This window comes from Pseudomonas sp. BE134 (assembly GCF_031456105.1).
In the GTDB taxonomy this organism is placed as follows: Bacteria; Pseudomonadota; Gammaproteobacteria; order Pseudomonadales; family Pseudomonadaceae; genus Aquipseudomonas.
Genome location: NZ_JAVDUA010000002.1, coordinates 84,077 through 108,721, shown reverse-complemented (window position 1 = coordinate 108,721; position 24,645 = coordinate 84,077). Strand labels below are relative to the sequence as shown.

At 60.8% G+C, this 24,645-nt stretch carries 22 protein-coding genes; 16 read left to right on the top strand and 6 right to left on the bottom strand.

The window, feature by feature from the left end; translation table 11 throughout:
• The first annotated feature begins 8 nt into the window (after window positions 1-8).
• A complete protein-coding gene (locus J2Y56_RS02560) occupies window positions 9-434 on the top strand; it encodes a DUF2269 family protein (RefSeq protein WP_310348494.1) in 426 nt (141 codons plus the stop codon).
• A gap of 117 nt (window positions 435-551) precedes the next feature.
• Here J2Y56_RS02560 and J2Y56_RS02555 read toward each other — a convergent pair whose 3' ends face one another.
• On the bottom strand, window positions 552-1,208 hold the full coding sequence (locus tag J2Y56_RS02555) for an HAD family phosphatase (RefSeq protein WP_007945563.1): 657 nt from the start codon (window positions 1,206-1,208) through the stop codon (window positions 552-554).
• Window positions 1,209-1,351: 143 nt separating this feature from the next.
• On the opposite strand from J2Y56_RS02555, the gene J2Y56_RS02550 reads away from it, so the two are divergent.
• Window positions 1,352-1,831, top strand: a complete 480-nt coding sequence (locus tag J2Y56_RS02550) for an RNA pyrophosphohydrolase (protein WP_007945562.1) — start codon at window positions 1,352-1,354, stop codon at window positions 1,829-1,831.
• Between the two features lie 22 nt (window positions 1,832-1,853).
• On the top strand, window positions 1,854-4,133 hold the full coding sequence (gene ptsP / locus J2Y56_RS02545) for a phosphoenolpyruvate--protein phosphotransferase (protein ID WP_007945561.1): 2,280 nt from the start codon (window positions 1,854-1,856) through the stop codon (window positions 4,131-4,133).
• 114 nt (window positions 4,134-4,247) lie between these two features.
• Here the strand turns inward: ptsP and J2Y56_RS02540 are convergent, their stop codons facing one another.
• On the bottom strand, window positions 4,248-4,994 hold the full coding sequence (locus J2Y56_RS02540; protein WP_310333448.1) for an NRDE family protein: 747 nt from the start codon (window positions 4,992-4,994) through the stop codon (window positions 4,248-4,250).
• A 133-nt stretch (window positions 4,995-5,127) separates the two neighbouring features.
• Here J2Y56_RS02540 and J2Y56_RS02535 point away from each other — a divergent pair, with 133 nt between their 5' ends.
• From J2Y56_RS02535 to J2Y56_RS02525, 3 genes are all read left to right on the top strand, one after another.
• Window positions 5,128-5,910 (top strand): sulfite exporter TauE/SafE family protein, encoded by a 783-nt coding sequence (locus J2Y56_RS02535; protein WP_007945559.1) that lies wholly within the window; start codon window positions 5,128-5,130, stop codon window positions 5,908-5,910.
• An 80-nt stretch (window positions 5,911-5,990) separates the two neighbouring features.
• Window positions 5,991-6,797, top strand: coding sequence for a prolipoprotein diacylglyceryl transferase (gene lgt / locus J2Y56_RS02530; RefSeq protein WP_007945558.1), 807 nt, complete (start codon window positions 5,991-5,993; stop codon window positions 6,795-6,797).
• A 47-nt stretch (window positions 6,798-6,844) separates the two neighbouring features.
• A complete protein-coding gene (locus J2Y56_RS02525; RefSeq protein ID WP_310348490.1) occupies window positions 6,845-7,816 on the top strand; it encodes a thymidylate synthase in 972 nt (323 codons plus the stop codon).
• A 123-nt stretch (window positions 7,817-7,939) separates the two neighbouring features.
• On the opposite strand, the gene cadR is transcribed toward J2Y56_RS02525, so the two are convergent.
• Entirely contained in the window at window positions 7,940-8,389 is a 450-nt protein-coding gene (gene cadR, locus J2Y56_RS02520; protein ID WP_007945555.1) for a Cd(II)/Pb(II)-responsive transcriptional regulator, read from the bottom strand.
• Window positions 8,390-8,474: 85 nt separating this feature from the next.
• Here cadR and J2Y56_RS02515 point away from each other — a divergent pair, with 85 nt between their 5' ends.
• The 8 genes from J2Y56_RS02515 (at window position 8,475) to J2Y56_RS02480 (ending at window position 18,052) form a co-directional block, all read left to right on the top strand.
• On the top strand, window positions 8,475-10,736 hold the full coding sequence (locus J2Y56_RS02515) for a heavy metal translocating P-type ATPase (protein WP_310348488.1): 2,262 nt from the start codon (window positions 8,475-8,477) through the stop codon (window positions 10,734-10,736).
• Between the two features lie 16 nt (window positions 10,737-10,752).
• Window positions 10,753-11,616, top strand: a complete 864-nt coding sequence (locus tag J2Y56_RS02510; protein WP_150781271.1) for a LysR family transcriptional regulator — start codon at window positions 10,753-10,755, stop codon at window positions 11,614-11,616.
• A gap of 221 nt (window positions 11,617-11,837) precedes the next feature.
• On the top strand, window positions 11,838-12,914 hold the full coding sequence (locus J2Y56_RS02505; protein WP_007945552.1) for a putative 2-aminoethylphosphonate ABC transporter ATP-binding protein: 1,077 nt from the start codon (window positions 11,838-11,840) through the stop codon (window positions 12,912-12,914).
• On the top strand, window positions 12,914-14,638 hold the full coding sequence (locus tag J2Y56_RS02500; protein WP_310333452.1) for a putative 2-aminoethylphosphonate ABC transporter permease subunit: 1,725 nt from the start codon (window positions 12,914-12,916) through the stop codon (window positions 14,636-14,638). The genes J2Y56_RS02505 and J2Y56_RS02500 overlap by 1 nt, the downstream gene beginning before the upstream one ends.
• A gap of 51 nt (window positions 14,639-14,689) precedes the next feature.
• Window positions 14,690-15,715, top strand: coding sequence for a putative 2-aminoethylphosphonate ABC transporter substrate-binding protein (locus J2Y56_RS02495; protein WP_007945550.1), 1,026 nt, complete (start codon window positions 14,690-14,692; stop codon window positions 15,713-15,715).
• A 126-nt stretch (window positions 15,716-15,841) separates the two neighbouring features.
• Window positions 15,842-16,975 (top strand): TIGR03364 family FAD-dependent oxidoreductase, encoded by a 1,134-nt coding sequence (locus tag J2Y56_RS02490; RefSeq protein ID WP_033049201.1) that lies wholly within the window; start codon window positions 15,842-15,844, stop codon window positions 16,973-16,975.
• A complete protein-coding gene (locus tag J2Y56_RS02485; protein WP_007945548.1) occupies window positions 16,975-17,541 on the top strand; it encodes a phosphonate degradation HD-domain oxygenase in 567 nt (188 codons plus the stop codon). The genes J2Y56_RS02490 and J2Y56_RS02485 overlap by 1 nt, the downstream gene beginning before the upstream one ends.
• Before the next feature lie 85 nt (window positions 17,542-17,626).
• On the top strand, window positions 17,627-18,052 hold the full coding sequence (locus J2Y56_RS02480) for a hypothetical protein (protein WP_007945547.1): 426 nt from the start codon (window positions 17,627-17,629) through the stop codon (window positions 18,050-18,052).
• Between the two features lie 341 nt (window positions 18,053-18,393).
• Here the strand turns inward: J2Y56_RS02480 and J2Y56_RS02475 are convergent, their stop codons facing one another.
• Both J2Y56_RS02475 and J2Y56_RS02470 read right to left on the bottom strand, forming a co-directional pair.
• Window positions 18,394-19,770 carry a GTPase/DUF3482 domain-containing protein gene (locus J2Y56_RS02475; protein WP_310348477.1) on the bottom strand — a complete coding sequence of 459 codons (1,377 nt, stop codon included), beginning with the start codon at window positions 19,768-19,770 and terminating at the stop codon, window positions 18,394-18,396.
• Window positions 19,763-21,142: a DUF2868 domain-containing protein gene (locus tag J2Y56_RS02470; protein WP_310333457.1), complete on the bottom strand. Its 1,380-nt coding sequence runs from the start codon at window positions 21,140-21,142 to the stop codon at window positions 19,763-19,765. Before J2Y56_RS02470 ends, J2Y56_RS02475 begins: the two co-directional genes overlap by 8 nt.
• 85 nt (window positions 21,143-21,227) lie before the next feature.
• Between J2Y56_RS02470 and J2Y56_RS02465 the strand changes: the two genes are divergently transcribed.
• On the top strand, window positions 21,228-21,740 hold the full coding sequence (locus J2Y56_RS02465; protein ID WP_007945544.1) for a dihydrofolate reductase: 513 nt from the start codon (window positions 21,228-21,230) through the stop codon (window positions 21,738-21,740).
• Window positions 21,741-21,862: 122 nt separating this feature from the next.
• On the opposite strand, the gene J2Y56_RS02460 is transcribed toward J2Y56_RS02465, so the two are convergent.
• Window positions 21,863-23,254, bottom strand: coding sequence for an L-cystine transporter (locus J2Y56_RS02460; protein WP_310348475.1), 1,392 nt, complete (start codon window positions 23,252-23,254; stop codon window positions 21,863-21,865).
• Window positions 23,255-23,511: 257 nt separating this feature from the next.
• Between J2Y56_RS02460 and J2Y56_RS02455 the strand changes: the two genes are divergently transcribed.
• Window positions 23,512-24,567 (top strand): haloacid dehalogenase-like hydrolase, encoded by a 1,056-nt coding sequence (locus tag J2Y56_RS02455; RefSeq protein ID WP_310348651.1) that lies wholly within the window; start codon window positions 23,512-23,514, stop codon window positions 24,565-24,567.
• The last annotated feature ends 78 nt before the right edge of the window (window positions 24,568-24,645 follow it).

Genomic DNA, 24,645 nt, shown 5'->3' with positions numbered 1-24,645 from the left:
ATCGGACAATGGAAACGTTAACGGCCCTGAAAGCGGCGCACATGCTTGCAACGGTGGTGTTGCTGATCGGCGCGCTGGGCCTGGGGGTCTGGGTCTGGCGCACGCGGCGCAATGGCGACGCGACGGCGACGAGCCGTACCTTGCAGCGACCGCGAGTGTTTATCTGGCTGTTGATGGGCCTGGCGCTGCTGAGCCTGCCGTTCACGGGTTGGTGGATGGTGCATCTGGTGGGCTGGTCTTTGGGGCAGACGTGGTTGCTGGCTTCGAGTGTGCTTTATACGGTGGCGGCGCTGGCGTGGTTCTGGCTGTTGGTGCGCCTGAATAAGCTGCGCAAGGCACCGGCGGGCGTGGGTAAATTTACCTTCGCCTTGGCGTTGTTCAGTTTTGTCTGCTTTATCGCTATTGCTGGGTTGATGGGTGCCAAGCCTGTTTAGCGCGGAATCTGTAGCAGCTGCCGAGGTACGAGGCTGCGATGGGCTGCGAAGCGGCCCCATGGGCGGTCCTGCTGACCGCAACGCAGCCTCGTGCCTCGGCAGCTGCTACAGGCGATATCAGTCGCGCAGACTAATCACCGGCCAGCCACGTTTCTCGGCTTCAGCGCGCAGATTTTGATCAGGATCGACCGCCACCGCATGTGTAACCTGCTCCAACAACGGCAGATCATTCATCGAGTCGCTATAGAAATAGCTGTCCTCCAGCGAGTACCCCGTCTCTTCCAGCCAACGATTTAATCGCGTCACCTTGCCTTCCCGGAAGCACGGAACATCGGTACTGCGCCCGGTATATCGACCATCGACCATTTCGCACTCGGTGGCAATCAAGGTCTCAACACCCAGGCGCTGGGCAATCGGTCCGGTCACAAAGCGGTTGGTCGCGGTGATGATCACCAGTTTGTCGCCGGCTTCGCGGTGTTTGGCCAGTAATTCGATGGCTTGCGGCAACACAATCGGCTCGATGCAATCACGCATGTAATCGAGGTGCCATTGATCCAGCACGGCCATCTCGGTACGGCCGAGGACTTCCAGGCAGAAGTTCAGGTAAGCGTCGTTATCCAGCTTGCCAGCCAGGTAGTCCTGATAAAACTCGTCGTTGCGTGCCTTGTAGGCAACGGCGTCGAGAAAGCCGCGCTCACACAGGTAATCGCCCCAGGCGTGGTCACTGTCGCCGCCCAGAAGAGTGTTGTCCAAGTCGAATAAAGCCAGGCGCATTGCAGTTACTCGCTGAAAAGTCTGTAGAAAGGCGCCCAGAATACGGACTTTTCACAAGAGTGCACATAAGGTCGGTCGGCGCGTTGCTGCTTTCACAACCTTTGTGGAACAATGCGGCGACATGCGTTTGCGAGGTTGTTGCCGTGATCGACCCCGATGGTTTCCGCCCCAATGTCGGGATCATTCTCACGAATGATGCCGGACAGGTGCTATGGGCTCGCCGTATCAATCAAGACGCGTGGCAGTTTCCTCAGGGTGGGATCAACCCCCAGGAGACGCCGGAAGACGCCTTGTACCGCGAGTTGAATGAAGAAGTGGGTCTTGAGCGCGAAGATGTTGAAATTCTCGCCTGCACCCGGGGCTGGTTGCGCTATCGTTTGCCGCAACGTCTGGTCCGTACCCACAGCCAACCGCTGTGCATCGGCCAGAAACAGAAATGGTTTCTCCTGCGCCTGATCTCCAACGAGCAGCGGGTGCGGATGGATTTGACCGGTAAACCGGAATTCGATGGCTGGCGCTGGGTCAGCTATTGGTATCCGTTGGGCCAGGTGGTGACATTCAAGCGCGAGGTGTATCGACGCGCTCTCAAAGAGCTTGCCCCGCGCCTTTTAACGCGCGACTGACGACGGAGTTCGACCCCGAGCCATGCTCAATACGCTGCGCAAGATCGTCCAGGAAGTTAACTCCGCCAAGGATCTCAAGGCGGCGTTGGGGATTATTGTGTTGCGCGTCAAAGAGGCCATGGGCAGCCAGGTCTGCTCGGTCTACCTGCTGGACCCTGAGACCAACCGCTTCGTGCTGATGGCCACCGAGGGCTTGAACAAGCGCTCGATCGGCAAAGTCAGCATGGCACCCAATGAAGGTCTCGTCGGCCTGGTCGGCACGCGTGAAGAACCCCTGAACCTCGAAAACGCCGCGGATCACCCGCGCTACCGTTACTTTGCCGAGACCGGTGAAGAGCGCTACGCCTCCTTCCTCGGGGCACCAATCATTCACCACCGTCGCGTCGTCGGCGTGTTGGTCATTCAGCAAAAAGAACGCCGCCAGTTCGATGAAGGCGAAGAAGCCTTCCTCGTGACCATGAGCGCGCAGCTCGCCGGCGTAATCGCCCACGCCGAAGCCACCGGTTCGATCCGGGGCCTGGGTCGTCAGGGCAAGGGCATTCAGGAAGCCAAGTTCGTCGGCGTCCCGGGTTCGCCGGGTGCGGCGGTCGGTACCGCGGTGGTCATGCTGCCTCCCGCCGATCTGGACGTGGTGCCGGACAAGACCATCGTCGACATCGAAGCTGAGCTCGGGCTGTTCAAGACCGCCATCGAGGGCGTGCGCGCCGACATGCGCGCGCTGTCGACCAAGCTCGCTACGCAGTTGCGCCCGGAAGAGCGCGCCTTGTTCGACGTCTACCTGATGATGCTCGACGATGCCGCGCTGGGCAACGAAGTCACCACCGTGATCAAGACCGGTCAGTGGGCCCAGGGCGCATTGCGTCAGGTGGTCACCGATCACGTCAACCGTTTCGAATTGATGGACGACGCCTACCTGCGTGAGCGCGCCTCGGACGTCAAAGACCTCGGTCGCCGCTTGCTCGCCTATTTGCAGGAAGAGCGTCAGCAAACCCTGGTATATCCCGACAACACCATTCTGGTCAGCGAAGAACTGACGCCGGCGATGCTCGGCGAGGTTCCCGAAGGCAAGCTGGTTGGCCTGGTATCGGTACTCGGTTCCGGCAACTCCCATGTGGCCATCCTGGCGCGCGCCATGGGTATCCCGACGGTGATGGGCCTGGTCGACTTGCCGTATTCGAAAGTCGACGGCATCCAGATGATCGTCGACGGCTACCACGGCGAGGTCTACACCAACCCGAGCGAAGTGCTGCGCAAGCAGTTCGCCGAAGTGGTCGAGGAAGAAAAACAACTGGCCCTCGGGCTGGATGCACTGCGCGATTTGCCGTGCGTGACCCTTGATGGCCACCGCATGCCGCTATGGGTCAACACCGGCCTGCTGGCAGACGTGGCGCGGGCGCAGAAGCGCGGCGCTGAAGGGGTGGGTCTGTACCGCACCGAAGTGCCGTTCATGATCAACCAGAGGTTTCCGAGCGAAAAGGAGCAGTTGGCGATCTACCGCGAGCAGCTCGCCGCGTTCCACCCGCAGCCGGTCACCATGCGCAGCCTGGACATCGGCGGCGACAAGGCGTTGTCTTACTTCCCGATCAAGGAAGACAACCCGTTCCTCGGCTGGCGCGGGATTCGCGTCACCCTCGACCACCCGGAAATTTTCCTGGTCCAGACCCGCGCCATGCTCAAGGCCAGCGAAGGCTTGAACAACCTGCGGATTCTGCTGCCGATGATCTCCGGCACCCACGAACTCGAAGAAGCCCTGCACCTGATCCACCGGGCCTGGGGCGAAGTCCGCGACGAAGGCACCGACGTGCCGATGCCGCCGATTGGCGTGATGATCGAGATTCCGGCGGCGGTGTATCAGACCAAGGAGCTGGCGCGGCAAGTGGACTTCCTGTCGGTCGGCTCCAACGACCTGACCCAGTACCTGCTGGCCGTGGACCGTAACAACCCACGGGTGGCCGACCTTTACGACTACCTGCACCCGGCGGTGCTTCAGGCGTTGCAGAACGTGGTGCGTGACGCCCATGCCGAAGGCAAGCCTGTAAGCATCTGCGGTGAAATGGCCGGTGACCCGGCAGCGGCGGTGTTGTTGATGGCGATGGGTTTTGACAGCCTGTCGATGAACGCCACCAACCTGCCAAAAGTGAAGTGGATGCTGCGTCAGATCAACCTGAGCAAGGCCAAGGATTTGCTCGCGGAGCTGATGACCATCGACAACCCGCAAGTTATCCACAGCTCGCTGCAACTGGCGCTGAAGAATCTTGGGTTGGCGCGGATGATCAACCCGGCTTCGGTCAAAACCCTCTAAACCAGCACTGGCCTCATCGCGAGCAGGCTCGCTCCCACAGGGGATATGTGTCGATCACAAATCCAATGTGGGAGCGAGCCTGCTCGCGATGGGGCCAGTCCAGACAACACAAAACTAAACCCTGATCTCCACTTCCCCTAAATGCCCGCCATACGGCCCGAAACTCCTTTCGACCATATGCCGCGTCCCGTCCGCCTGAACAATCAGCGCCGTACTCGCCCGCGTCCCATAACTCTGGCTGGCAATAAACACACTCGACAACAACGTCTCGGTGGCCAGGCCAACCCCGGTGTCTGGCAGTTCGGCAAACGGCGCCGCCTGCGAGTCCGCCAGTAACGCCAGCAAAGCCTGAGGCTGTGGATCCCCCAGCACTTCTTCCAGCGCCGCCCGCGCCTTGAGCAATTTGGGCCACGGTGTATTCAGCCCTGCATTCGACAGCCCATAAACCCCGGGTGCCAGCATCACTGCCTCGGACTCCCGCGCATTGAAATGCCACAGCTCGTTGGCATTGCCGATCAACAAATTAAACCCGGCATATTCCAGCGAACGTGCGACAACGTCGTTCAAATAGTCATCAATCGGTTGGTCGCCCAACAAATATCCAGCCACCAGCTCCCCCCGCGATTTGCGCGACGGCGGTTGATGCGGGTCACGGATGTTGGTCAATGCGGCGAAGCGCCCGTTGGCACCGATGCCGAGCCAGGTGCCGCCGGCTTCCTGGTCGCGGCCGGCATACACCTGTGGCGCTTCGGGCCATTGCGCCAGCGGCAGGCTCGGGCGGGCATAGAATTCGTCGCGGTTGGCGGCCACGATCAGGGGCTGGGCGTGGCCGGGCCGCCAGGCGAAGACAATCAGGCACATAAGGTGGTCCTTGTGTGTTTTTTGCCCACTCTACGCAGACATCGCGCGGGTATCCATCGCCATCCAGTGGAGCCCGAGGCCATGCATCCGTTACCATGCCGCTCCGGTTTTGGGTGAAGAGTAGGATGCAGGCATGGAATTTCTGCTCTATCTGGCGCTGGGCGCCTGCGCAGGCGTGTTGGCCGGGCTGTTCGGGGTGGGTGGCGGGATCATCATCGTCCCCGTGTTGGTATTCAGTTTCACTTTGCAGGGCTTTGACACGTCGATCCTGACCCACTTGGCGGTCGGCACGTCCCTGGCGACGATTATCTTTACGTCGATCAACGCTGTCCGCGAACACCAACGTCGTGGTGCGGTGCGTTGGCCGATTTTCGTCTGGATGACCGTTGGTATTCTGATCGGCGCCGGTTTCGGCGCGCTGACGGCCGAAGCGATCTCCGGCCCGAACTTGCAAAAGATCATTGGCGTATTCGCCCTGGTCATCGCCGCGCAACTGGCGCTGGATGTCAAACCCAAAGCCAGCCGAACGGTACCGGGCAAACTCGGTCTGACCGTGGCCGGCAGCGTGATTGGCTGGGCCTCGGCGATTTTCGGGATTGGCGGTGGCTCATTGACCGTGCCGTTTCTGACCTGGCGCAGTGTGCCGATGCAGCAAGCGGTGGCCACCTCATCGGCCTGCGGTCTGCCCATCGCATTGGCCAGTGCATTAAGTTTCATGATTCTGGGCTGGCACGATCCATTGTTGCCGGCCCATAGTCTCGGTTTTGTTTATTTGCCGGCGCTGTTGGGCATTGCCCTGACCAGCATGGTCTTCGCCCGCTTCGGTGCGCGACTGGCTCACAGGCTGTCGCCGAAGTTGCTGAAAAGACTGTTTGCCGCTTTGCTGTTCTGCGTTGGCCTGAATTTCTTGTTCTGACGCACAGCGCAATCCTGGCTTAATCCTGAGGTGGCAGCGTCGCCCGGGAATTTTGGTTTCAACTCTAACGAGGAGTCGCAATGCTGCCTTACCCGCAGATCGATCCGGTGGCCCTGGCCATCGGTCCGCTGAAAATCCACTGGTACGGTTTGATGTACCTGATCGGCATTGGCGGCGCCTGGCTGCTGGCGTCCCGCCGGTTGAACCGGTTCGACCCGACCTGGACCAAAGAGAAACTCTCCGACATGGTCTTCTGGATGTCGATGGGCGTCATTGTCGGCGGCCGTCTGGGTTATGTGCTGTTCTACGATCTGCACGCCTACCTGGCGAGCCCGGCGCTGATTTTCGAAGTGTGGAAGGGCGGTATGTCGTTCCACGGCGGCTTCATCGGCGTAATGCTGGCGGCGCTGTGGTTTGGTAAAAAGAACAACAAGTCGTTCTTCCAGCTGATGGACTTCGTCGCGCCCATGGTGCCGATTGGCCTGGGTGCCGGACGCATTGGTAACTTCATCAACGCCGAGTTGTGGGGCAAGGCCACTGACGTGCCATGGGCGATGGTCTTCCCGACCGATCCGGCACAGCTGGCGCGTCATCCGTCGCAGCTGTATCAGTTCGCGCTCGAAGGCGTGGCGCTGTTCGCCATTCTCTGGCTATTTTCGCGCAAGCCGCGGCCAACCATGGCGGTGTCCGGGATGTTTGCGCTGTTCTATGGCATCTTCCGCTTCATCGTCGAATTCGTCCGCGTACCGGACGCGCAACTGGGCTATCTGGCCTGGAACTGGCTGACCATGGGTCAAGTGCTCTGCGTACCGATGATAGTCGGCGGGCTGTTTCTGATCTGGCTGGCGTATCACCGCGCCCCGGCGGCACCCGCGACGGCAGTATAAATTCGATCCCGGGGCTTGGGCCCCGGGTTCAAGGACACAGGTAACTCATGAAGCAATATCTCGAACTGGTCGCCCACGTCATCAAGAACGGCACCAAGCAAGCCAACCGCACCGGCGTGAACACCATCAGCTTTCCCGGTGCGATGCTGCGGTATGACCTGAAGGAAGGGTTCCCGGCGATCACCACCCGCAAGATGGCCTTTAAATCGGCCATCGGCGAGATGTGTGGTTTTCTGCGTGGGGTAAACAACGCCGCCGAATTCCGTGCGCTGGGCTGCAAGGTCTGGGATCAGAACGCCAACGAAAATGCCCAATGGCTGGCCAACCCGTTCCGCCAGGGCGAAGACGACCTCGGCGAGATCTACGGCGTGCAATGGCGCAAGTGGCCGGCGTACAAGCAGATCCCGGTCAGCAACCAGGCCGCCATCGAGCAGACGCTGAGCCAGGGCTACCGCCAGATCGCGGAAGGCGAAGAAGACGGTCAGGCTTATGTGGTGCTGTACAAGGCGATTGACCAGATCCGTCAGTGCGTCGACACCATCATCAAGGACCCGGGCAGCCGCCGCATCCTGTTCCACGGCTGGAACGTCGCCCAGCTCGATGAAATGGCTTTGCCACCGTGCCACCTGCTGTACCAGTTCCACCCGAATGTCGAGACCAAGGAAATTTCCCTGACCCTTTACATCCGCTCCAACGACCTGGGCCTGGGCACGCCGTTCAACCTCACCGAAGGCGCCGCACTGCTGAGCCTGATCGGTCGCCTGACCGGTTATACGCCGCGCTGGTTCACCTATTTCATCGGTGACGCGCACGTCTACGAAAACCACTTGAACATGCTCAATGAACAGCTCAAGCGCGAGCCGTTCCCGATGCCGAAACTGGTGATCAGTGATCGTGTGCCGGAGTTTGCCAAGACCGGTGTTTATCAGCCGGAGTGGCTGGAGCTGATCGAGCCGGGCGATTTCTCGCTTGAGGGTTATCAGCACCACGCGCCGATGACCGCGCCGATGGCGGTTTGATACGCGGTCTCGATCGTTCCCACGCTCCGCGTGGGAATGCCTCTATGGACGCTCCGCGTCCACTGTGACGCAGAGCGTCACGGGATTCATTCCCACGCAGAGCGTGGGAACGATCATTGAACGCTAATGGCCGTGACTGCGGCCGACATGCGAATGCTCAACCTCCGTCGCCACAACCCCGCCACTCACTTCCAGCCGCTGCAAAATCCCGCACTGATCAATCTCCGGCCCTTCGCCACAGCGTTGGCGCAGGTCGAGTAACTGTGTCTGCAATGCCAGTAACCCATCGATCCGCGCCTTGACATGGTGGATGTGTTCGTCGATCAGCGCATTCACGCTTTCACACTGATCCTGCGGACTGTCGCGCAAGGCCAGCAAGCTACGGATTTCTTCCAGCGTCATGTCGAGGGTGCGGCAGTTGCGGATGAAGGTCAGGCGTTCGGCGTGGGCCTGGGTGTAGACGCGGTAGTTGCCGTCGCTGCGGGCCGGTTCTGGCAGCAGGTTTTCGCGCTCGTAATAACGGATGGTTTCCACGGCGCAGTCGGTGAGTCGGGCCAGTTCTCCGATCTTCATGACGACAATCTCCCAATAGGTGCTTGACCCTATAGTGGCTACAGGGGCTTTACTTGGCAACAGGCACCTTTATGGACGCGACCTGATGAGCGACTCCCAACACACCCACATCCCTAAGGCTGAGCACGATCACAGCCACAAGCTGCAGCCTGTGCAGAAGCATGAGCATGGCGGCCACGGTGATTCCTGCTGTTCTGCCAAAGTGGCGGCACCGTCGCTGATCAAGTTGAGTGAAACGCCAACGGCCGGTGCACGGCTGAGCAGTTTCCGCATTGACGCGATGGACTGCCCGACCGAGCAGACGCTGATCCAGAACAAACTCGGCAAGCTCGCGGGTGTGCAGCAGCTGGAATTCAACCTGATCAACCGGGTGTTGGGCGTGACCCACGACCTGCCGAGTACCGCGCCGATCATCGAGGCGATCAAGTCGCTGGGCATGGTTGCCGAGCCGATGGAGGAAGGCATTGAAGCGCCCGCTCCAGCGCCGGAGAAAAAACCGTGGTGGCCACTGGCGCTGTCCGGCGTGGGGGCGCTGGCTGCCGAAGTGATCCACTTCACTAATGCCGCGCCCAATTGGGTGGTGGCGATCATTGCGCTGGTTTCGATTCTCAGTGGCGGGCTGAGCACGTACAAAAAGGGCTGGATTGCCCTTAAAAACCTCAACCTGAACATCAACGCGCTGATGAGCATCGCGGTGACCGGCGCGATCCTGATCGGGCAGTGGCCGGAAGCGGCGATGGTGATGTTCCTGTTCACTGTGGCCGAGTTGATCGAGGCCAAATCCCTGGACCGTGCGCGCAATGCTATCAGCGGCTTGATGCAGATGACCCCGGAACAGGCCACGGTGCAGCAAGCCGATGGCCGCTGGGTCGAGCAGGACGTCAACACCATCGAGCTCGGTGCACGGGTGCGGGTACGTCCCGGTGAGCGGATTGGTCTGGACGGTGAAGTCGTGTCCGGTAGCTCAACCATCGATCAGGCGCCGATCACTGGCGAAAGCCTGCCGGTGGAAAAAACGCTCGGAGACAAAGTGTTCGCCGGAACCATCAATCAGGCTGGGTCTCTGGAATTTGCCGTGACCGCCGCGGCCAACAACTCGACGCTGGCGCGGATCATCCATGCCGTCGAACAGGCGCAAGGCGCGCGGGCGCCAACTCAGCGTTTCGTCGACAGCTTCTCGAAAATCTACACGCCAACGGTATTCATCCTGGCCCTTGCGGTGGCCGTGATTCCACCGCTGTTCATGGGCGCAGTCTGGTTCGACTGGATCTACCGTGCGCTGGTGTTACTGGTGGTCGCTTGCCCGTGTGCGCTGGTGATTTCCACTCCGGTAACCATCGTCAGCGGTCTCGCGGCGGCAGCGCGTAAAGGGATTCTGGTGAAGGGCGGCGTCTATCTGGAGGGCGGTTACAAGCTCGATTACCTGGCTCTGGACAAGACCGGCACGATCACCCACGGCAAACCGGTGCAGACCGATTATTTGTCCCTCGATCCGACTGCCGATCAAAGCGCTCCGGCGATTGCGGCGGCGCTGGCCGGTCGTTCGGATCACCCGGTGTCGCTCGCCATCGCCAATGCTGCTGTGGATAAACAATCCGCGCCACTCGTTGTGGATAACTTCGAAGCGCTGGCCGGTCGCGGGGTGCGTGGCGACATTAATGGCCAGACTTACCACTTGGGCAATCATCGGCTGGTTGAAGAACTAAGACTCTGCTCGCCGGCACTGGAAGAGAAGCTGTTCGCGCTGGAAAAACAGGGCAAATCTGTGGTGTTGTTGCTCGACAAATCAGGCCCGTTGGCGTTGTTCGCCGTGGCGGACACGGTCAAGGACTCCAGCCGCGAGGCGATCCAGCAATTGCACGAACTGGGCATCAAGACCCTGATGCTTACCGGCGACAACGTCCACACCGCGCAGGCGATTGCCGCGCAAGTCGGCATCGACGAGGCCAAGGGCGACCTGCTGCCAACCGACAAACTGCAAGCCATCGAGGCCCTTTATGCACAGGGCCATCACGTCGGCATGGTGGGTGACGGCATCAACGACGCACCGGCACTGGCCCGGGCCGAAATCGGTTTTGCCATGGCCGCCGCCGGCACCGATACCGCCATCGAAACCGCCGATGTCGCGCTGATGGACGACGATCTGCGCAAGATTCCGGCGTTCATCCGCTTGTCGCGGCAGACCTCCAGCATCCTGAAACAGAACATCGCCCTCGCTTTGGTCATCAAGGCGATCTTTCTTGGGGTAACCTTTGCCGGGATCGCCACCATGTGGATGGCGGTGTTTGCCGACATGGGCGTGAGCCTGTTGGTGGTGTTCAACGGTTTGCGCCTGTTGCGTAAATAAGCGATGAGGAACGGGTGTGCTGAGTGCCGAGTTGAAGGCGTTTTACATGGTGGCCCGCCTGGGCAGCATTACCCTGGCGGCGAAAAAGCTCGGCCTGAGCCAGCCCACGGTGACGACGCAAATCCGCAACCTGGAAAGCCAGTACTCGGTTGAACTGTTCTACCGGGGCGGCCGCCGCCTCAGCGTCAGCGATGAAGGCGCGCGGCTGCTGCCGATGGTCAAGGCGTTGTTACAACAGGAATCCGACATAGAGTTTTTCCTGCGCAACAGTGGTCAGGTCCAGGGCACGTTGCGCATCGCGGCCACGGCGCCGTATTACATCCTTGATCTGGTGAAGACCTTCCGCGAGCGCTTGCCACAGGTGGAAGTGTCGGTAGAAATCGGCAACTCCCAGCAAGTGCTCGAAGCGCTGGAGGATTATCGGGTCGATGTCGCGGCGTCGTCGCAATTGCTCGACGATGCGCGACTGATTCGCCGGGTGCTCGGCAGCGATCCGCTGGTGCTGGCCGTGCATCGCAATCATCCGTTGGCGGTTCATGACCATGTGCCGCTCAGTGCGCTGGCCGGGCATACGTTGTTGATGCGGGAGTCGGGTTCGACCACTCGCCGATTGACCGAAGAGTTGTTGGATAGCGCCGGGGTGAGTTTCGGGCCGTTACTGGAGATTGGCAGCCGTGAATCGATCCGGGAGGCGGTGCTGCGCAACATCGGCATCAGCATCATTGCCCGGCAGGAAGTACCGCACGATCCGCAACTGCGGGTGCTGACCATCGAAAATGCGCCGCAGATTCCTGAGTACCTGTATTGCCTCAAGGAGCGCAAAGGGGCGCGGCTGCCGGCGGCGTTTCTCGGGTTGGCGCAGGAAATGGCCCCGGCCTGATGATCGTTCCCACGCTTTGCGTGGGAATGCAGCCCGGGACGCTCTGCGTCCCAAGAGCCGAACGCGGAGCGTCCGAAGAGGCATTCCCACGCAGAGCGTGGGAACGATCAGCGGTGAACCAAAATCCTCGAATACCACTATCAGCCATTTTTGCCTCACTGCCACATGACGGACTCATTACATCCCTAGGATGGCCTTCATCTGCTTGATGAGGCCTGTCCATGAACCATTCGATCGCAACTGCCCTGACCAACCCCGGCGCCCCGATGAAGGTGCGCGGCGTGCAGAAACGCTTTGGCGCCTTTACCGCGCTGGATAACGTTTCCCTCGACGTGGCGGCGGGGGAGCTGGTGTGCCTGCTGGGCCCGTCGGGTTGTGGCAAAACCACCTTGCTGCGCTGCATTGCCGGTCTGGAAAAGCAGGACAGCGGTGAGTTGTACCTGGGGGATCGTGACGTTTCCCATCTGGCCCCTCAGGCGCGGGACTACGGCATTCTCTTCCAGTCCTACGCGCTGTTCCCCAATCTCACCGTCGAAGCGAACATTGCCTACGGCCTCGCGGGCAGCGGTCGTGACGAAGTGCGCAAGCGTGTCGGTCAGATGCTGGAACTGGTCGGCCTGCTCGGCAGTGAGAAAAAGTACCCCGGCCAACTGTCTGGTGGCCAACAGCAACGCGTCGCCCTGGCGCGGGCCCTGGCACCAGCGCCTTCGTTACTGCTGCTGGACGAACCGATGTCGGCGCTCGACGCCCGGGTTCGCGAGCATCTGTGCACCGAGTTGCGCCAATTGCAGCGCAACCTCGGCATCACCACCCTGATGGTCACGCACAATCAGGACGAGGCCATGCTGATGGCCGACCGCATCGCCGTGATGAACAACGGCAAGGTCGAGCAGTACGCCACACCGCAGGAAATCTACGACCGTCCGGCAACACCCTTTGTGGCGGAGTTCGTCGGCCAGGGCAACTGGCTGCCGTTCCAGCGCAGCAGCGACAGCCACGCCCAGGTCGGCGGGCTGAACATGCGTCTGGCCGATGGCAGCGCGAAAACTGCGTCGGGCCGTTTGTTCTGCCGCCCGGAAGCGATCAACGTCAACCCGCTGGTGCATGAAGAAAACCTGTTTGCGGCCAAGGTTCGCGAAATCACTTTCCTCGGCAACCGTTGCCGCATGAGTTTCGAACTCGACCAATTGCCGGGTCACCCGTTGTTGGCTGAACTGGCGCCGGAAGCCATGCCGCGCCTCGGCGCCCAGCAGATCATGGTCGCCTTGCCGCCGCGCAGCCTGCAGGTGTTTGCCTGATGAGCGCGAACCTCGCGCTGCCGATACCGCACAAGCAGGTCCGGCAGACCTCCCGCGCTGAAATCGGCGACCGGGTGTTCGTGGTCGGCGGCAAAGTCCTGTTGCTGGTGTTGCTCGGCGTCGCCGTGTTGATGCCATTGCTGGCGATCTTCTGGCGCGGGTTCAGTTCGGAGGCCGGGCAGGGTGGTGGTCTGGTGGCCGCGCGGGAGTTGGTGACCAGCGAGAATTTCCACTGGTTGCTGGGTAACAGCCTCAAGGTTTCCCTCAGTGTCGCGGCGATTGTCGTACCGCTGGCCTATCTGTTTGCCTACGCCCTGCAACGCACATTGATTCCCGGCAAGGGCATCTGGCGCGGGATTTCGCTGCTGCCATTGATGGCGCCGTCGATGCTGCCGGGTATTGCGCTGGTTTACCTGTTCGGCAATCAGGGCCTATTGCGCGGTCTGCTCTCGGACAATATTTACGGCTTTTGGGGCATTGTGCTCGGTGAGGTGATCTACACCTTCCCACATGCCTTGATGATTGTTCTGTCGGCGCTGTCCCTGGCGGATGCGCGACTGTTCGATGCCGCCTCCAGCATGGGCGCCAGTCCTGCCAAAGCCTTTCGCAGCATCACCTGGCCGGCGACCCGTCAGGCCGTGTTCGCTGCGTTCTGCCTGGTGTTCACCCTGACCATCACCGACTTCGGTGTGCCCGTGGTGGTCGGTGGTGACTATCAAGTGCTGGCGCTGGAAGCCTACAAGGCCGTAGTCGGTCAGCAGCAGTTCGGTCGCGGCGCGTTGATCGGCATGGTCCTGTTGTTGCCGGCGCTGTTCAGCTTCGGCGTCGATGCGTGGTTGCGCCGACGTCATGGCGACTCCATGAGCGGCCGTGCCCAAGTGTTCAAACCAGCGGCCTCGAAACTGCGCGACGGCTGCTACCTGGCTATCGTGTTGCTGATCTGCGCGGCGTTGCTGCTGGTGTTCGGCATGGCGGTGTTCTCCTCGCTGGTCAAGTTCTGGCCGTACAACCTGTCGCTGTCGCTCAACCATTACCAGTTCAACGACACGGCGGGTGGCGGCTGGCTGGCCTATGGCAACAGCGTGAAGATGGCCCTGTGCACAGCGTTGATCGGCAGCGTGCTGATCTTCACCGGCGCTTACCTGATGGAAAAAACCAAAGCTCAGCGCGGACTGAATCTGAGCTTGCGCATGCTCAGTTTCGTACCGATGGCGGTGCCGGGTCTGGTGCTGGGCCTGGGTTATGTCTTCTTTTTCAACCTCAGCGGCAACCCGTTGCATGTGCTCTACGGGACCATGACCCTGCTGGTGGTCTGCACCATTGCTCACTATTTGACCACCGCGCAGATGACCGCGACCACCGCGTTGCGTCAGCTCGACGCTGAGTTCGAAGCCGCCGCGCTGTCGCTCAAGGCGCCGCTGTATCGGCACTACCTGCGGGTCACCGTGCCGATCTGCCTGCCGGCGTTGCTGGACATCGTGCGCTACCTGTTCGTCTCGGCCATGACCACCGTCTCGGCAGCGATCTTCCTCTACAGCCCCGACACCATCCTCGCGGCGGTGGCGGTGCTGAACATGGATGACGCCGGCAATGTCGGCGGTGCGGCAGCGATGTCGACCCTGATTCTGATCACCTCTGCGGGTGTGTCCCTGCTGCTGGCCTGGGCTTCGCGCGGTTTGTTGCGTCGCTCCCAGGCCTGGCGGCAAACGGCGCCCGGCAATTGATTCGCTGCTCCTAAAACCGAAAGCCCTTCAACTCAAAAACAGGAAAAGATCATGTTCAAGCCTATGGCCCTGGCCGCTGCTGTCCTCACTGCTTTCAGCCTGAACGCCTTTGCGGCGCCAACCGAGTTGACGGTGTACACCGCCCTCGAAGCCGAACAACTGAAGACCTACAAAGAAGCCTTCGAAAAGGCCAACCCGGACGTCGAGATCAAGTGGGTGCGCGATTCCACCGGCATCATCACCGCCAAACTGCTGGCCGAAAAAGCCCGCCCGCAAGCCGACGCCGTCTGGGGCCTGGCCGCTTCGAGCCTGGCGATTCTCGACCAGCAAGGCATGCTGCAAAGTTACGCGCCGAAGGACCTCGGTAAAATCGGTGGCAACTACCGCGACCCCGCCAATCCGCCAGCCTGGGTCGGCATGGACGTCTGGGCCGCGACCATTTGCTTCAACACCGTCGAAGCTGAGAAGCAGGGCCTGACCAAACCGGTCAGCTGGCAGGACCTGACCAAGCCTGAGTACAAAGGCAAGATCGTCATGCCCAACCCGGCTTCGTCCGGCACCGGTTTCCTCGATGTCAGCGCCTGGCTGCAAACCTTCGGCGAGCAGCAGGGCTGGGCGTACATGGACGGTTTGCACCAGAACATCGGCCAGTACGTTCACTCCGGCTCCAAGCCTTGCAAACTGGCGGCTGCTGGCGAATTCCCGATCGGTATTTCCTTTGAATACCCCGCCGTTCAGCTCAAGCGCCAGGGCGCGCCGCTGGACATCATCCTGCCGAAAGAAGGCCTGGGCTGGGAGATCGAAGCGACTGCCGTGATCAAGGGCACGCCGCATGAAGACGCGGCGAAGAAACTCGCTGACTTCTCGGCAAGCCCGGCGGCGATGGAGTTGTACAAAGAGAACTTCGCTGTGCTGGCTCAGCCAGGTATCGCCAAACCGCAGACCGAATTGCCGGCTGACTATGAGCAGCGCTTGATCAAGAACGACTTCGCCTGGGCCTCGAAAAACCGCGACGAGATCCTGACCGAATGGCGCAAGCGCTATGACGGCAAGTCCGAGAAAGTGGCTGCCAAGTAACTGACACCGATCGTTCCCACGCTCCGCGTGGGAATGCAGCCATGGACGCTCTGCGTCCACTGTGACGCAGAGCGTCACGGGAATCATGCCCACGCGGAGCGTGGGAACGATCATTGGGGTAACTTCATGACACAACACAACGACATGCTGATCGTCGGCGCCGGCATCCTCGGCCTGTCCCACGCTTACGCCGCCGCCCGACGCGGTCTCAACGTCACGGTTTTCGAACGCAGCGAAACGCCCCTGGGCGCCTCGGTGCGCAACTTCGGTCAGGCGCTCGTTACTGGTCAGCCGCCGGGCCCGATGCTCGAACTGGCCAAGGCTAGCCGTGAGATCTGGGGCCAATGGGCGCAACTCGCCGGCCTGCAACTCAAGCGCAACGGTTCGTACCTGTTCGCTCGCACCGAAGCGGAAGAACATCTGCTTGAGGCGTTTTGCGCCGGCCGCGCTGTGGAACACGGTTACCGCGTCGAGCTGCTGCGCGGTGCTGCATTGCGTGATCTGTACGGCGGCCAGTTCAGCCATCACCGCGCTGCATTGCACGGGATGGACGATCAGCAACTGTATTCCCGCGAGGCGATTGCGGCGTTGATCGACTACCTGCGCCGCGAACTCGGCGTCACTTTTCACTTTTCGACGCTGGTCCGCGACGTCGAGCCGGGCCGCTTGCACAGCACTGCCGGCACCTTCAGCGCCGAGCAGATCATCGTGTGCTCCGGCCACGATTATCAGACGTTGCTGGCCGAGCCGATTGCCGCGCTCAACCCGCAAATCTGCCGCCTGCAAATGCTCCGCGCCCGCCCCCAGATCAACCTCAATCTGCAACATGCGTTGCTCACCGGTTTGAGTTGCGTGCACTACGGCGCCTTTGCCGATCTGCCGGAAGCGGCGGCGGTGCAGGCGCAGATTCTGCGAGACGAGCCGCATCTGCATGACAACGGTATTCACTTGCTGATCAGCCCGACACCCTATGGCGAATTGATCATCGGCGACTCTCACCACTACGGCAGCGATCCCTCGCCGTTCAACGCCGAGCAAGTGGACGACTGGATGATTGAATTGGCCGAGCAGACGTTGGGCTGCAAGGTGCAAGTGGTTGAGCGCTGGCAGGGTGTTTATGGATCACGGGGGCCGGGGCCATTCTCCTTACTGCGACCGATGCCGGGTGTGAGCGTTGTACTGATGCACACTGGCGTCGGCATGAGCGTCGGACCGGCGATGGCTGAACGCAATGTGGCGACTTTGTTGGGAGAGCGTTGATGGGCAACCCCGCACAGGTGATCGCCGAGGTGTTCGGTCTGTATGAACGCTTTGGCGACAGCGACTACATCGGCGAGCCGGTGTCACAGGTCGAACATATGTCCCAAGCCGCGCAACGGGCGATGGCCGAAGGCTTCGACGATGAAGTGGTGCTGGCCGCGTTCTTCCATGACATCGGGCACATCTGCGAAGAAAGCGCCGAGAATATGGGCGGCTTCGGCGTGGTCAGCCACGAACGGCTGGGCGCCGACTACTTGCGCCGCGCTGGGTTCAGCGAGCGCATGGCTCGACTGGTGGAATACCACGTGCAGGCCAAGCGTTATCTGACGTTGAAGGAACCCGGGTACTACGCACGATTGAGCGAAGCCAGCCGGCGCACGCTGGAATATCAGGGCGGCGTTATGAATGCTGCCGAGGCTGAAGCCTTCGAGCAGGATCCTCTGTGTGAGGTCAGTTTGCGCATGCGTCAGTGGGATGAGTTGGCCAAGGAAACGCACGTGCCGCTCACTGATCTCGACATCTTGAAGCGCAAGGCTGCGGGTCTGTTGTCCCGCGAAGTGTGTTGACTTGCCCCACGTGCGATAGCGAATTGGGGGTATGGACCGTAGAGTCGATCAGGTCCAGGCTGAACTTTTCGACAGGAGCGCATGGATGCGTTATCTCAAAGTCATCGCACAGGATCAAAGCGGTCAAGGCCAGCCGGATACCTTGCACGTCCACTTTTATGAGGATGAACAGCTACAGCGCGAAGCCACGCAAGCGGACCTGCACAGGTTGAAGCGATTGGGCACAACCTATTTGAAATGTGCCTGGTACAACGCTGGCGAAAGCGAGGTGCGGCATTTGCGCATCTTCTCGCAAAACCCCAGCGCCGATGGCACCCCCGAAACGGTGAGGCTGCACTTCCATGAAGGGGCGCAAATTGCCTATAAAGCGGCTGTTCACGACCTTGATAACGACGGGGTGTACTCGGTGGTGTTGAGTACAGACGTGGACAACGATGGCCGGGCGAATCGCACGGATCGAAGCCGGGTCAGTGCATTGGTGCGCGAGTTTTTGAAAGTTGGCTGGTGGTGATCGGGCTTTAGACCGAATGAAGGCCATCGCGGGCAAGCCCTAATGCCGATCAGTTAAGCCATAACACTGTACGTAGCAGCTGGCGAAGCCTGCGTTCGGCTCGGGCCGCGTTCGGACGCAGCAGTCGTGAAATCAGGCGATGCGGTGTTTCAGGAAGACCGCAAACTCAGGTTTCACGACTGCTACGCAGCCGAACGCAGGCTTCGCCAGCTGCTACAAAGTGCGGTTTGGCTTAACTGACTGGCATTAGGGCAAGCCCGCTCCCACAAGTTCACCGTTGCCCTTGTGGGAGCGGGCTTGCCCGCGAAGGGATCAGCAGGATCACCGCAAAGCCTCAAGCTCTACAACTGCTGCGCCAACACCTCAATCTGCTCCTGCCTTTCCCCCTGATTCAGCTTTGACTGCGGGTTGAGCGAGGACCACTGCGGATGCGCCCGAGCCTTGTTCAGGGCTTCGGGCAACTTGCCTTCGCGCCAGGTCTTGTCCTGCGGCGTGGCGACCTGAATGCTGTCCATTGCCGCGTGCCCGCGCGCGTTCAGCGCCTGGAGCAGTTGGCGCTGACGCAATGCCAACAGCCTCAGCACGCTGTCATCGATGGTCAGCTCTCGTTGGCCTTTGATCTTGCCCATTAACCGACTGCCATAGCTGCGCGCGGTTTGCAGTGCGCCGCCGGCAATCGCGCCGGCCAATGCTGCCGCACCGAGGGTCAGACCGCCCACCAGCAAGTCGACTCCGGCCCCGGCTGCTGCGCCGGCGGCGATCCCGCTGCCGACCCGCACACCGAGCTGTTTCAGGGTTTCCGGGTTGAACAGATCATCGCCCCAACGGCCATCGAGCAGCGGCAGATCACTGGCCGCTGCATCTTGCGGGCGAAACGCGTAAAGCTTGAGCAGCGCCTCAACGCAACGTTGTTCGCGCTGGCGCACGGCTTTGTGCAGTTCGCTGATGGCGTGCTGTTCCTGCTCCGCATCGCTGGCCACGCTGCGCCGGCAGGCGGCGCAATCAATCAGCAACTCGGCAATCAGCCGCCCCGCGCTTTGCTGACGGGCCAGGCGCTGAGCCTGTTGATCGGCGATCAATCGCTCAAGCTGTTCACGGGAGTTTTCCAGCAACAGGGCCAGGCTTTCATAGAGGCGACGTTCGCCATCTTCCGGCGGGGCGACGCTGTCGAAACGCACGAGGGCATGCAAGCCCAGACGCGCCAACGCTTCGCGCCAATCCGGTTCGCGGTGGTTGGCGCTGCTGACGAAATTCAGCACCGGTAGCAGCGGCTTGCCGCAACTGGCCAGCACTTCCAGTTCGTCGCGGTACTTGGCCAGCACCGGTTCGCGGGCATCGATCACGTAGAGGCCGGCGTCGCAGGTGAGCAGTTGCCGCAACACTTTGGCTTCCTGCTCAAAGCGCTGCCGGGCTTCACTGCCCTCAAGGAATCTGCCCAGGCGTGCCGGGCCGTCGAGGCGCTCGCCCGGACGCTCCAGGCGTTCGAGGTAGTCGAGCAGGGCGATGGCGTCTTCCAGGCCGGGCGTGTCATAGAGGTCGAGTAACGGCTCGCCATCCACCGACAAGCGCGCGCCTTCGACGTGGCGCGTGGTGCTGGGGCGATGGGACACTTCGCCGAAACCGACATCACGGGTTAACGTGCGCAGCAATGAAGTTTTGCCGACGTTGGTGTGGCCGACCACGGCCAGCTTCAACGGTGCCTTCCAGGCATTAGTCATGACCGCTCTCCAGCCAGTTCAGCGGTGCGCAATCGGCGAACGGCAGCTCCAGGTTTTGCAGCGCTATATGCCAGTCGCCCAGCCGTTCGGCATCCAGCGCTTCGCCAGGTGGTGCTTGCAACAGCCAGACGCGGGTGGCCGCGGCATTGCGCGCCAGTTCGGCGATCAGCGCCAGGCTGCCACGGTCCGGCGAGCGACGTGGGTCGCAAGCGATGGCCAGGCGCGCGGGTGGAAAGCGGCTCAATTGTTCGAGGAGTCGATTGCGCGATTCACGGCTGTCGAGAACGCCGGCGTTGCCCACGGTTTTCGGCAGTTGCGGCGGCCATGGGCGTTGGTCATCCAGTTCGATGGCGACCAGCAGGGCACCGTCGCTTTGCTGATCAGTGACACCGCCTTCCACACGATGGAGTTTCTCCGGTGCTGCATCGTTGATACCCAGGCGTTCGCTAGTGGGCATCAATCGTTCGCGCAGTTGCGCATAGCCGGGCAGGTTCAGGTCCAGATGCAATTTCGCTTGGCCGGTTTTCCAGCGCCACTGGCAAAACAACATCAGTAGCAGACGCGGCAGTACCCCGTAGATCAGCAGGACACCCACCAGCCAGGCGGCCCAGGCCTGACGGGCACTTTCGATGTTCAGCGCAGCGTCGCCGCTGGCGCGGATCATCTCCACGGTGGGTACGCTGAAGCCGATCAAGGCCGGCAGCGCGCCGAGGGCCTGAGTCATGGCGACGAAAGTGTCAGCGCTCAAAATAGTGGTTTCCCAGACGAAGCCGTAGCGCCGGGTGGCCATCAACGTCAGCAGAATCGCCAGGGCGCTGAGCATTGCCAGCAGCCACAGGCCGTTGACCAACGTGCCGATGGCCCAGCGATTGAGTTTCTGTCGTTGTAGCAACAACAGCAGGGCCGGGGCGAGTTGTGCGGCTTTGGCATCGCGGGCGAGTTTTTCGCTGAGCCACAACCATAAGCGCCCGAGGGTGGCGCCCTGTTCGCCGGCGAAGAGCAGGCCCAGCGCCCAGCTCAGCAACAGAATCAGGTTCAGCCCGAGCAGGCTGCCCAAGGCCCAGAACACGTTCACCGGGAACTGTCCGTCGCCCATCGCGGCAAAGGCCAGACCGGCGCCGCTGACCACCGCCAGCACTGCCAGCACGATCAGCGCCAACCGCGCGCCTTGCAGCCAGTGCTGGAGGGCGCTGGCCAAACCATCGCGTTCGGCCAGCCAAATGGCCCGACGTTGAATCCGTGTCGGCAGGTCACCGCCGGCGCTGCGGGCCAGTCGGTTGGCTTCCAGATCTTCCAGGGGGCCGGCGTGTTCTTCACGCAGGCGTACGGTTTCGGTCAGCCAGAGGTTTTGCAATCCAGTCAGTTCAGTCACGCGCCATCCCGTCGCTCCATTGAGCTGTGAGCATAACCGCTGTGGCGCTTATCGGGGTACGGATGGCTCTGGTATCCTCGTCGGCATGACTAAATCACTCCCCCTCAGCCTGATCGCAGCCCTCGGTGAAAACCGCGTGATCGGCGTCGACAACAGCATGCCCTGGCACTTGCCGGGGGACTTCAAATACTTCAAGGCCACCACCCTCGGCAAGCCGATCATCATGGGTCGCAACACCTGGGATTCCCTCGGACGACCGCTGCCGGGGCGGTTGAACATCGTGGTCAGCCGTCAGCTCGATCTGGTGCTGGAAGGCGCGGAAGTCTATCCGTCGCTGGAGGCCGCCGTGGTTCGCGCCGAAGCCTGGGCAAAAGAGCAGGGCGTCGATGAACTGATGCTGATTGGCGGCGCGCAGTTGTATGCGCAGGGGATGGCTCAGGCGGACCGGTTGTACCTGACGCGCGTGGCGCTGAGCCCGGAGGGGGATGCGTGGTTTCCGGAGTTTGATTTGAACCAGTGGAAACTGGTGTCGAATGTGGCGAATCCGGCTGAAGGCGATAAGCCGGCGTACAATTTCGAAGTCTGGGAAAAAGCCTAAAAGCATCGCCAGCAGGCTGGCTCCCACAGTGAGTTTGAGGTGAAACACAGATTGTGTAATCCCCCAAATCCCCTGTGGGAGCCAGCCTGCTGGCGATGAGGCCAGATCAGACGCTAAAGAATTTAAGCGTGAACCAACTCCGAATGCTCATCCGCACCCAGAAGTTCTTTATCCGTCTGCTGCATGATCTGGCTGGTAATCGCCCCGGCCGTCATCGAACCACTGACATTCAGCGCCGTACGCCCCATATCAATCAGCGGCTCGACCGAAATCAGCAACGCCACCAGTGACACCGGCAAGCCCATCGCCGGCAGCACGATCAGTGCGGCAAACGTCGCGCCACCGCCCACGCCTGCTACACCGGCCGAGCTCAGCGTCACAATCGCCACCAGCGTTGCAATCCACAGCGGGTCCATCGGGTTGATACCCACGGTCGGCGCCACCATCACCGCCAACATCGCCGGGTACAGGCCCGCACAGCCATTCTGGCCAATGGTTGCGCCGAACGATGCGGCGAAACTGGCGATGGACTGAGGGATGCCCAAACGGCTGGTCTGCGCTTCGATGCTCAGCGGAATCGTCGCGGCGCTGGAGCGGCTGGTGAAGGCAAACGTCAGCACCGGCCAGACCTTGCGGAAGAACCGCAGCGGGTTGATCCCGGCCGCCGACACCAACACGCCGTGAACCACAAACATCAGGCCCAGACCGAGGTAGGACACCACCACAAAACTGCCGAGCTTGATGATGTCCTGGAGGTTGGAGCCGGCGACCACTTTGGTCATCAGCGCCAGTACACCGTACGGGGTGAGTTTCATCACCAGGCGCACCAGACGCATTACCCAGGCTTGCAGGGTGTCGATGGCGTTGATCACTTTCTGACCTTTCTCGATGTCATCCTTCAGCAATTGCAGCGCAGCGACCCCGAGGAACGCTGCAAAAATAACCACGCTGATGATTGAGGTCGGCTTGGCGCGAGCCAGATCGGCATACGGGTTTTGCGGAATGAATGAGAGCAGCAGTTGCGGCACGTTGAGGTCGGCGACCTTGCCGGCATAGTCGGACTGGATGGTTTGCAGGCGCGCCAGTTCCTGAGTGCCGGCCACCAGGCCTTCAGCGGTCAAGCCAAACAGGTTGGTCAAACCGATGCCGATCAACGCCGCCAGGGTGGTGGTGAACAGCAGTGTGCCCATGGTCAGGAAGCTGATCTTGCCCAGGGACGACGCGTTGTGCAGGCGGGCCACGGCGCTGAGGATCGAGGCGAACACCAGTGGAATCACGATCATTTGCAGCAACTGCACGTAACCGTTGCCCACCAGATCGAACCAGCTGATCGAGGCTTTCAATACCGGATTGCCGGTGCCGTAAACGGTGTGGAGCGCCACACCAAACACCACGCCCAGCACCAGCGCGAGCAGGACTTTTTTCGCCAGGCTCCAGGTGGAGTGACGGGTTTGTGCCAGGCCAAACAGCAGGGCAAGGAACACCAGCAGATTGAGGATCAGCGGCAGATTCATAAACACTCCGATCAGACATGTGCCAGCTACCTTCCGGGGCAGCCGCGAGCCGGCAAGCCTAACAGCTTGATATCTAATGAATTAATATCAAAAACAGAGGGTGTCTGTCGTTTTTGGAATAAGCCGGTGTCGCTGTCAGGGATGCAGTTGGCGTGATGGGTACGGTAGCGGTCGCTGGCAGACGAGGAGTGTCACACTTATTTGTTAGCGTGGATGTCTTCCAAATTCAGGGACGTTTAATAAGGAGAAGCATGTCGATGAAATTAGTACCGAAATTACTGGCTGCCGCACTTTGCCTGGGCCTTGCCGGCCAGGTATTCGCCACCGACTTGAAACACTGGCCGGCCGATCAGGCCAAGGCGCTGGACGCAATGATTGCCGCCAACGCCAACAAAGGTAACTACGCGGTGTTCGACATGGACAACACCAGTTACCGCTACGACCTGGAAGAGTCGTTGCTGCCGTTCATGGAAAACAAGGGCCTGATCACCCGCGACAAACTCGACCCCTCTCTGAAACTGATTCCGTTCAAAGACACCGCCGACCACAAGGAAAGTCTGTTCAGCTACTACTACCGCCTCTGCGAACTCGACGACATGGTGTGCTACCCCTGGGTCGCCCAAGTGTTCTCTGGTTTCACGCTCAAGGAACTCAAAGGTTATGTCGACGAATTGATGGCGTCCGGCAAACCAGTGCCCACCACTTATTACGAAGGCGACGTCGTCAAAAAACTCGACGTTAACCCGCCGAAAGTCTTCACCGGCCAGACTGAGTTGTACAACAAACTGATGGAGAACGGCATCGAGGTCTACGTGATGACCGCCGCCTCTGAAGAGTTGGTGCGTATGGTCGCCTCCGATCCCAAGTACGGCTACAACGTCAAACCACAGAACGTCATCGGCGTGAGCTTGTTGCTCAAGGACCCGAAGTCCGGCGAACTGACCACCGCGCGCAAACAGATCACTGCGGGCAAGTATGACGAGAAGGCTAACCTTGGCCTCGAATTGACCCCGTACCTGTGGACCCCGGCGACCTGGATGGCTGGTAAACAAGCGGCAATCCTGACCTACATCGATCAGTGGAAAAAACCGGTGCTGGTCGGTGGCGACACCCCGAGCAGCGACGGTTACATGCTGTTCCACAGCGTCGACGTGAAAAAGGGCGGCATCCACTTGTGGGTCAACCGCAAAGACAAATACATGACTCAGATTAACGGCATGATGGCCAAGAACGCTGCGGTCCAGGCCCAGGAAGGGCTGGAAGTCACGGCGGACAAGAACTGGGTGATCGTCAAGCCGGAAGAGATTCAGTAAGCACTGAAGCTGATCGTTCCCACGCGGGAGCGTGGGAACGATCAGCCCCGCACTTGGCGGGGCATTTTTATTTCTGCG

Coding starts and splice junctions, on each gene's coding strand:
- J2Y56_RS02560 (WP_310348494.1), top strand. CDS start 9: ATGGAAACGTTAACGGCCCTGAAAGCGGCGCACATGCTTGCAACGGTG.
- J2Y56_RS02555 (WP_007945563.1), bottom strand. CDS start 1,208: ATGCGCCTGGCTTTATTCGACTTGGACAACACTCTTCTGGGCGGCGAC.
- ptsP (WP_007945561.1), top strand. CDS start 1,854: ATGCTCAATACGCTGCGCAAGATCGTCCAGGAAGTTAACTCCGCCAAG.
- J2Y56_RS02540 (WP_310333448.1), bottom strand. CDS start 4,994: ATGTGCCTGATTGTCTTCGCCTGGCGGCCCGGCCACGCCCAGCCCCTG.
- J2Y56_RS02535 (WP_007945559.1), top strand. CDS start 5,128: ATGGAATTTCTGCTCTATCTGGCGCTGGGCGCCTGCGCAGGCGTGTTG.
- lgt (WP_007945558.1), top strand. CDS start 5,991: ATGCTGCCTTACCCGCAGATCGATCCGGTGGCCCTGGCCATCGGTCCG.
- J2Y56_RS02525 (WP_310348490.1), top strand. CDS start 6,845: ATGAAGCAATATCTCGAACTGGTCGCCCACGTCATCAAGAACGGCACC.
- cadR (WP_007945555.1), bottom strand. CDS start 8,389: ATGAAGATCGGAGAACTGGCCCGACTCACCGACTGCGCCGTGGAAACC.
- J2Y56_RS02515 (WP_310348488.1), top strand. CDS start 8,475: ATGAGCGACTCCCAACACACCCACATCCCTAAGGCTGAGCACGATCAC.
- J2Y56_RS02505 (WP_007945552.1), top strand. CDS start 11,838: ATGAACCATTCGATCGCAACTGCCCTGACCAACCCCGGCGCCCCGATG.
- J2Y56_RS02500 (WP_310333452.1), top strand. CDS start 12,914: ATGAGCGCGAACCTCGCGCTGCCGATACCGCACAAGCAGGTCCGGCAG.
- J2Y56_RS02495 (WP_007945550.1), top strand. CDS start 14,690: ATGTTCAAGCCTATGGCCCTGGCCGCTGCTGTCCTCACTGCTTTCAGC.
- J2Y56_RS02490 (WP_033049201.1), top strand. CDS start 15,842: ATGACACAACACAACGACATGCTGATCGTCGGCGCCGGCATCCTCGGC.
- J2Y56_RS02485 (WP_007945548.1), top strand. CDS start 16,975: ATGGGCAACCCCGCACAGGTGATCGCCGAGGTGTTCGGTCTGTATGAA.
- J2Y56_RS02480 (WP_007945547.1), top strand. CDS start 17,627: ATGCGTTATCTCAAAGTCATCGCACAGGATCAAAGCGGTCAAGGCCAG.
- J2Y56_RS02475 (WP_310348477.1), bottom strand. CDS start 19,770: ATGACTAATGCCTGGAAGGCACCGTTGAAGCTGGCCGTGGTCGGCCAC.
- J2Y56_RS02465 (WP_007945544.1), top strand. CDS start 21,228: ATGACTAAATCACTCCCCCTCAGCCTGATCGCAGCCCTCGGTGAAAAC.
- J2Y56_RS02460 (WP_310348475.1), bottom strand. CDS start 23,254: ATGAATCTGCCGCTGATCCTCAATCTGCTGGTGTTCCTTGCCCTGCTG.
- J2Y56_RS02455 (WP_310348651.1), top strand. CDS start 23,512: ATGAAATTAGTACCGAAATTACTGGCTGCCGCACTTTGCCTGGGCCTT.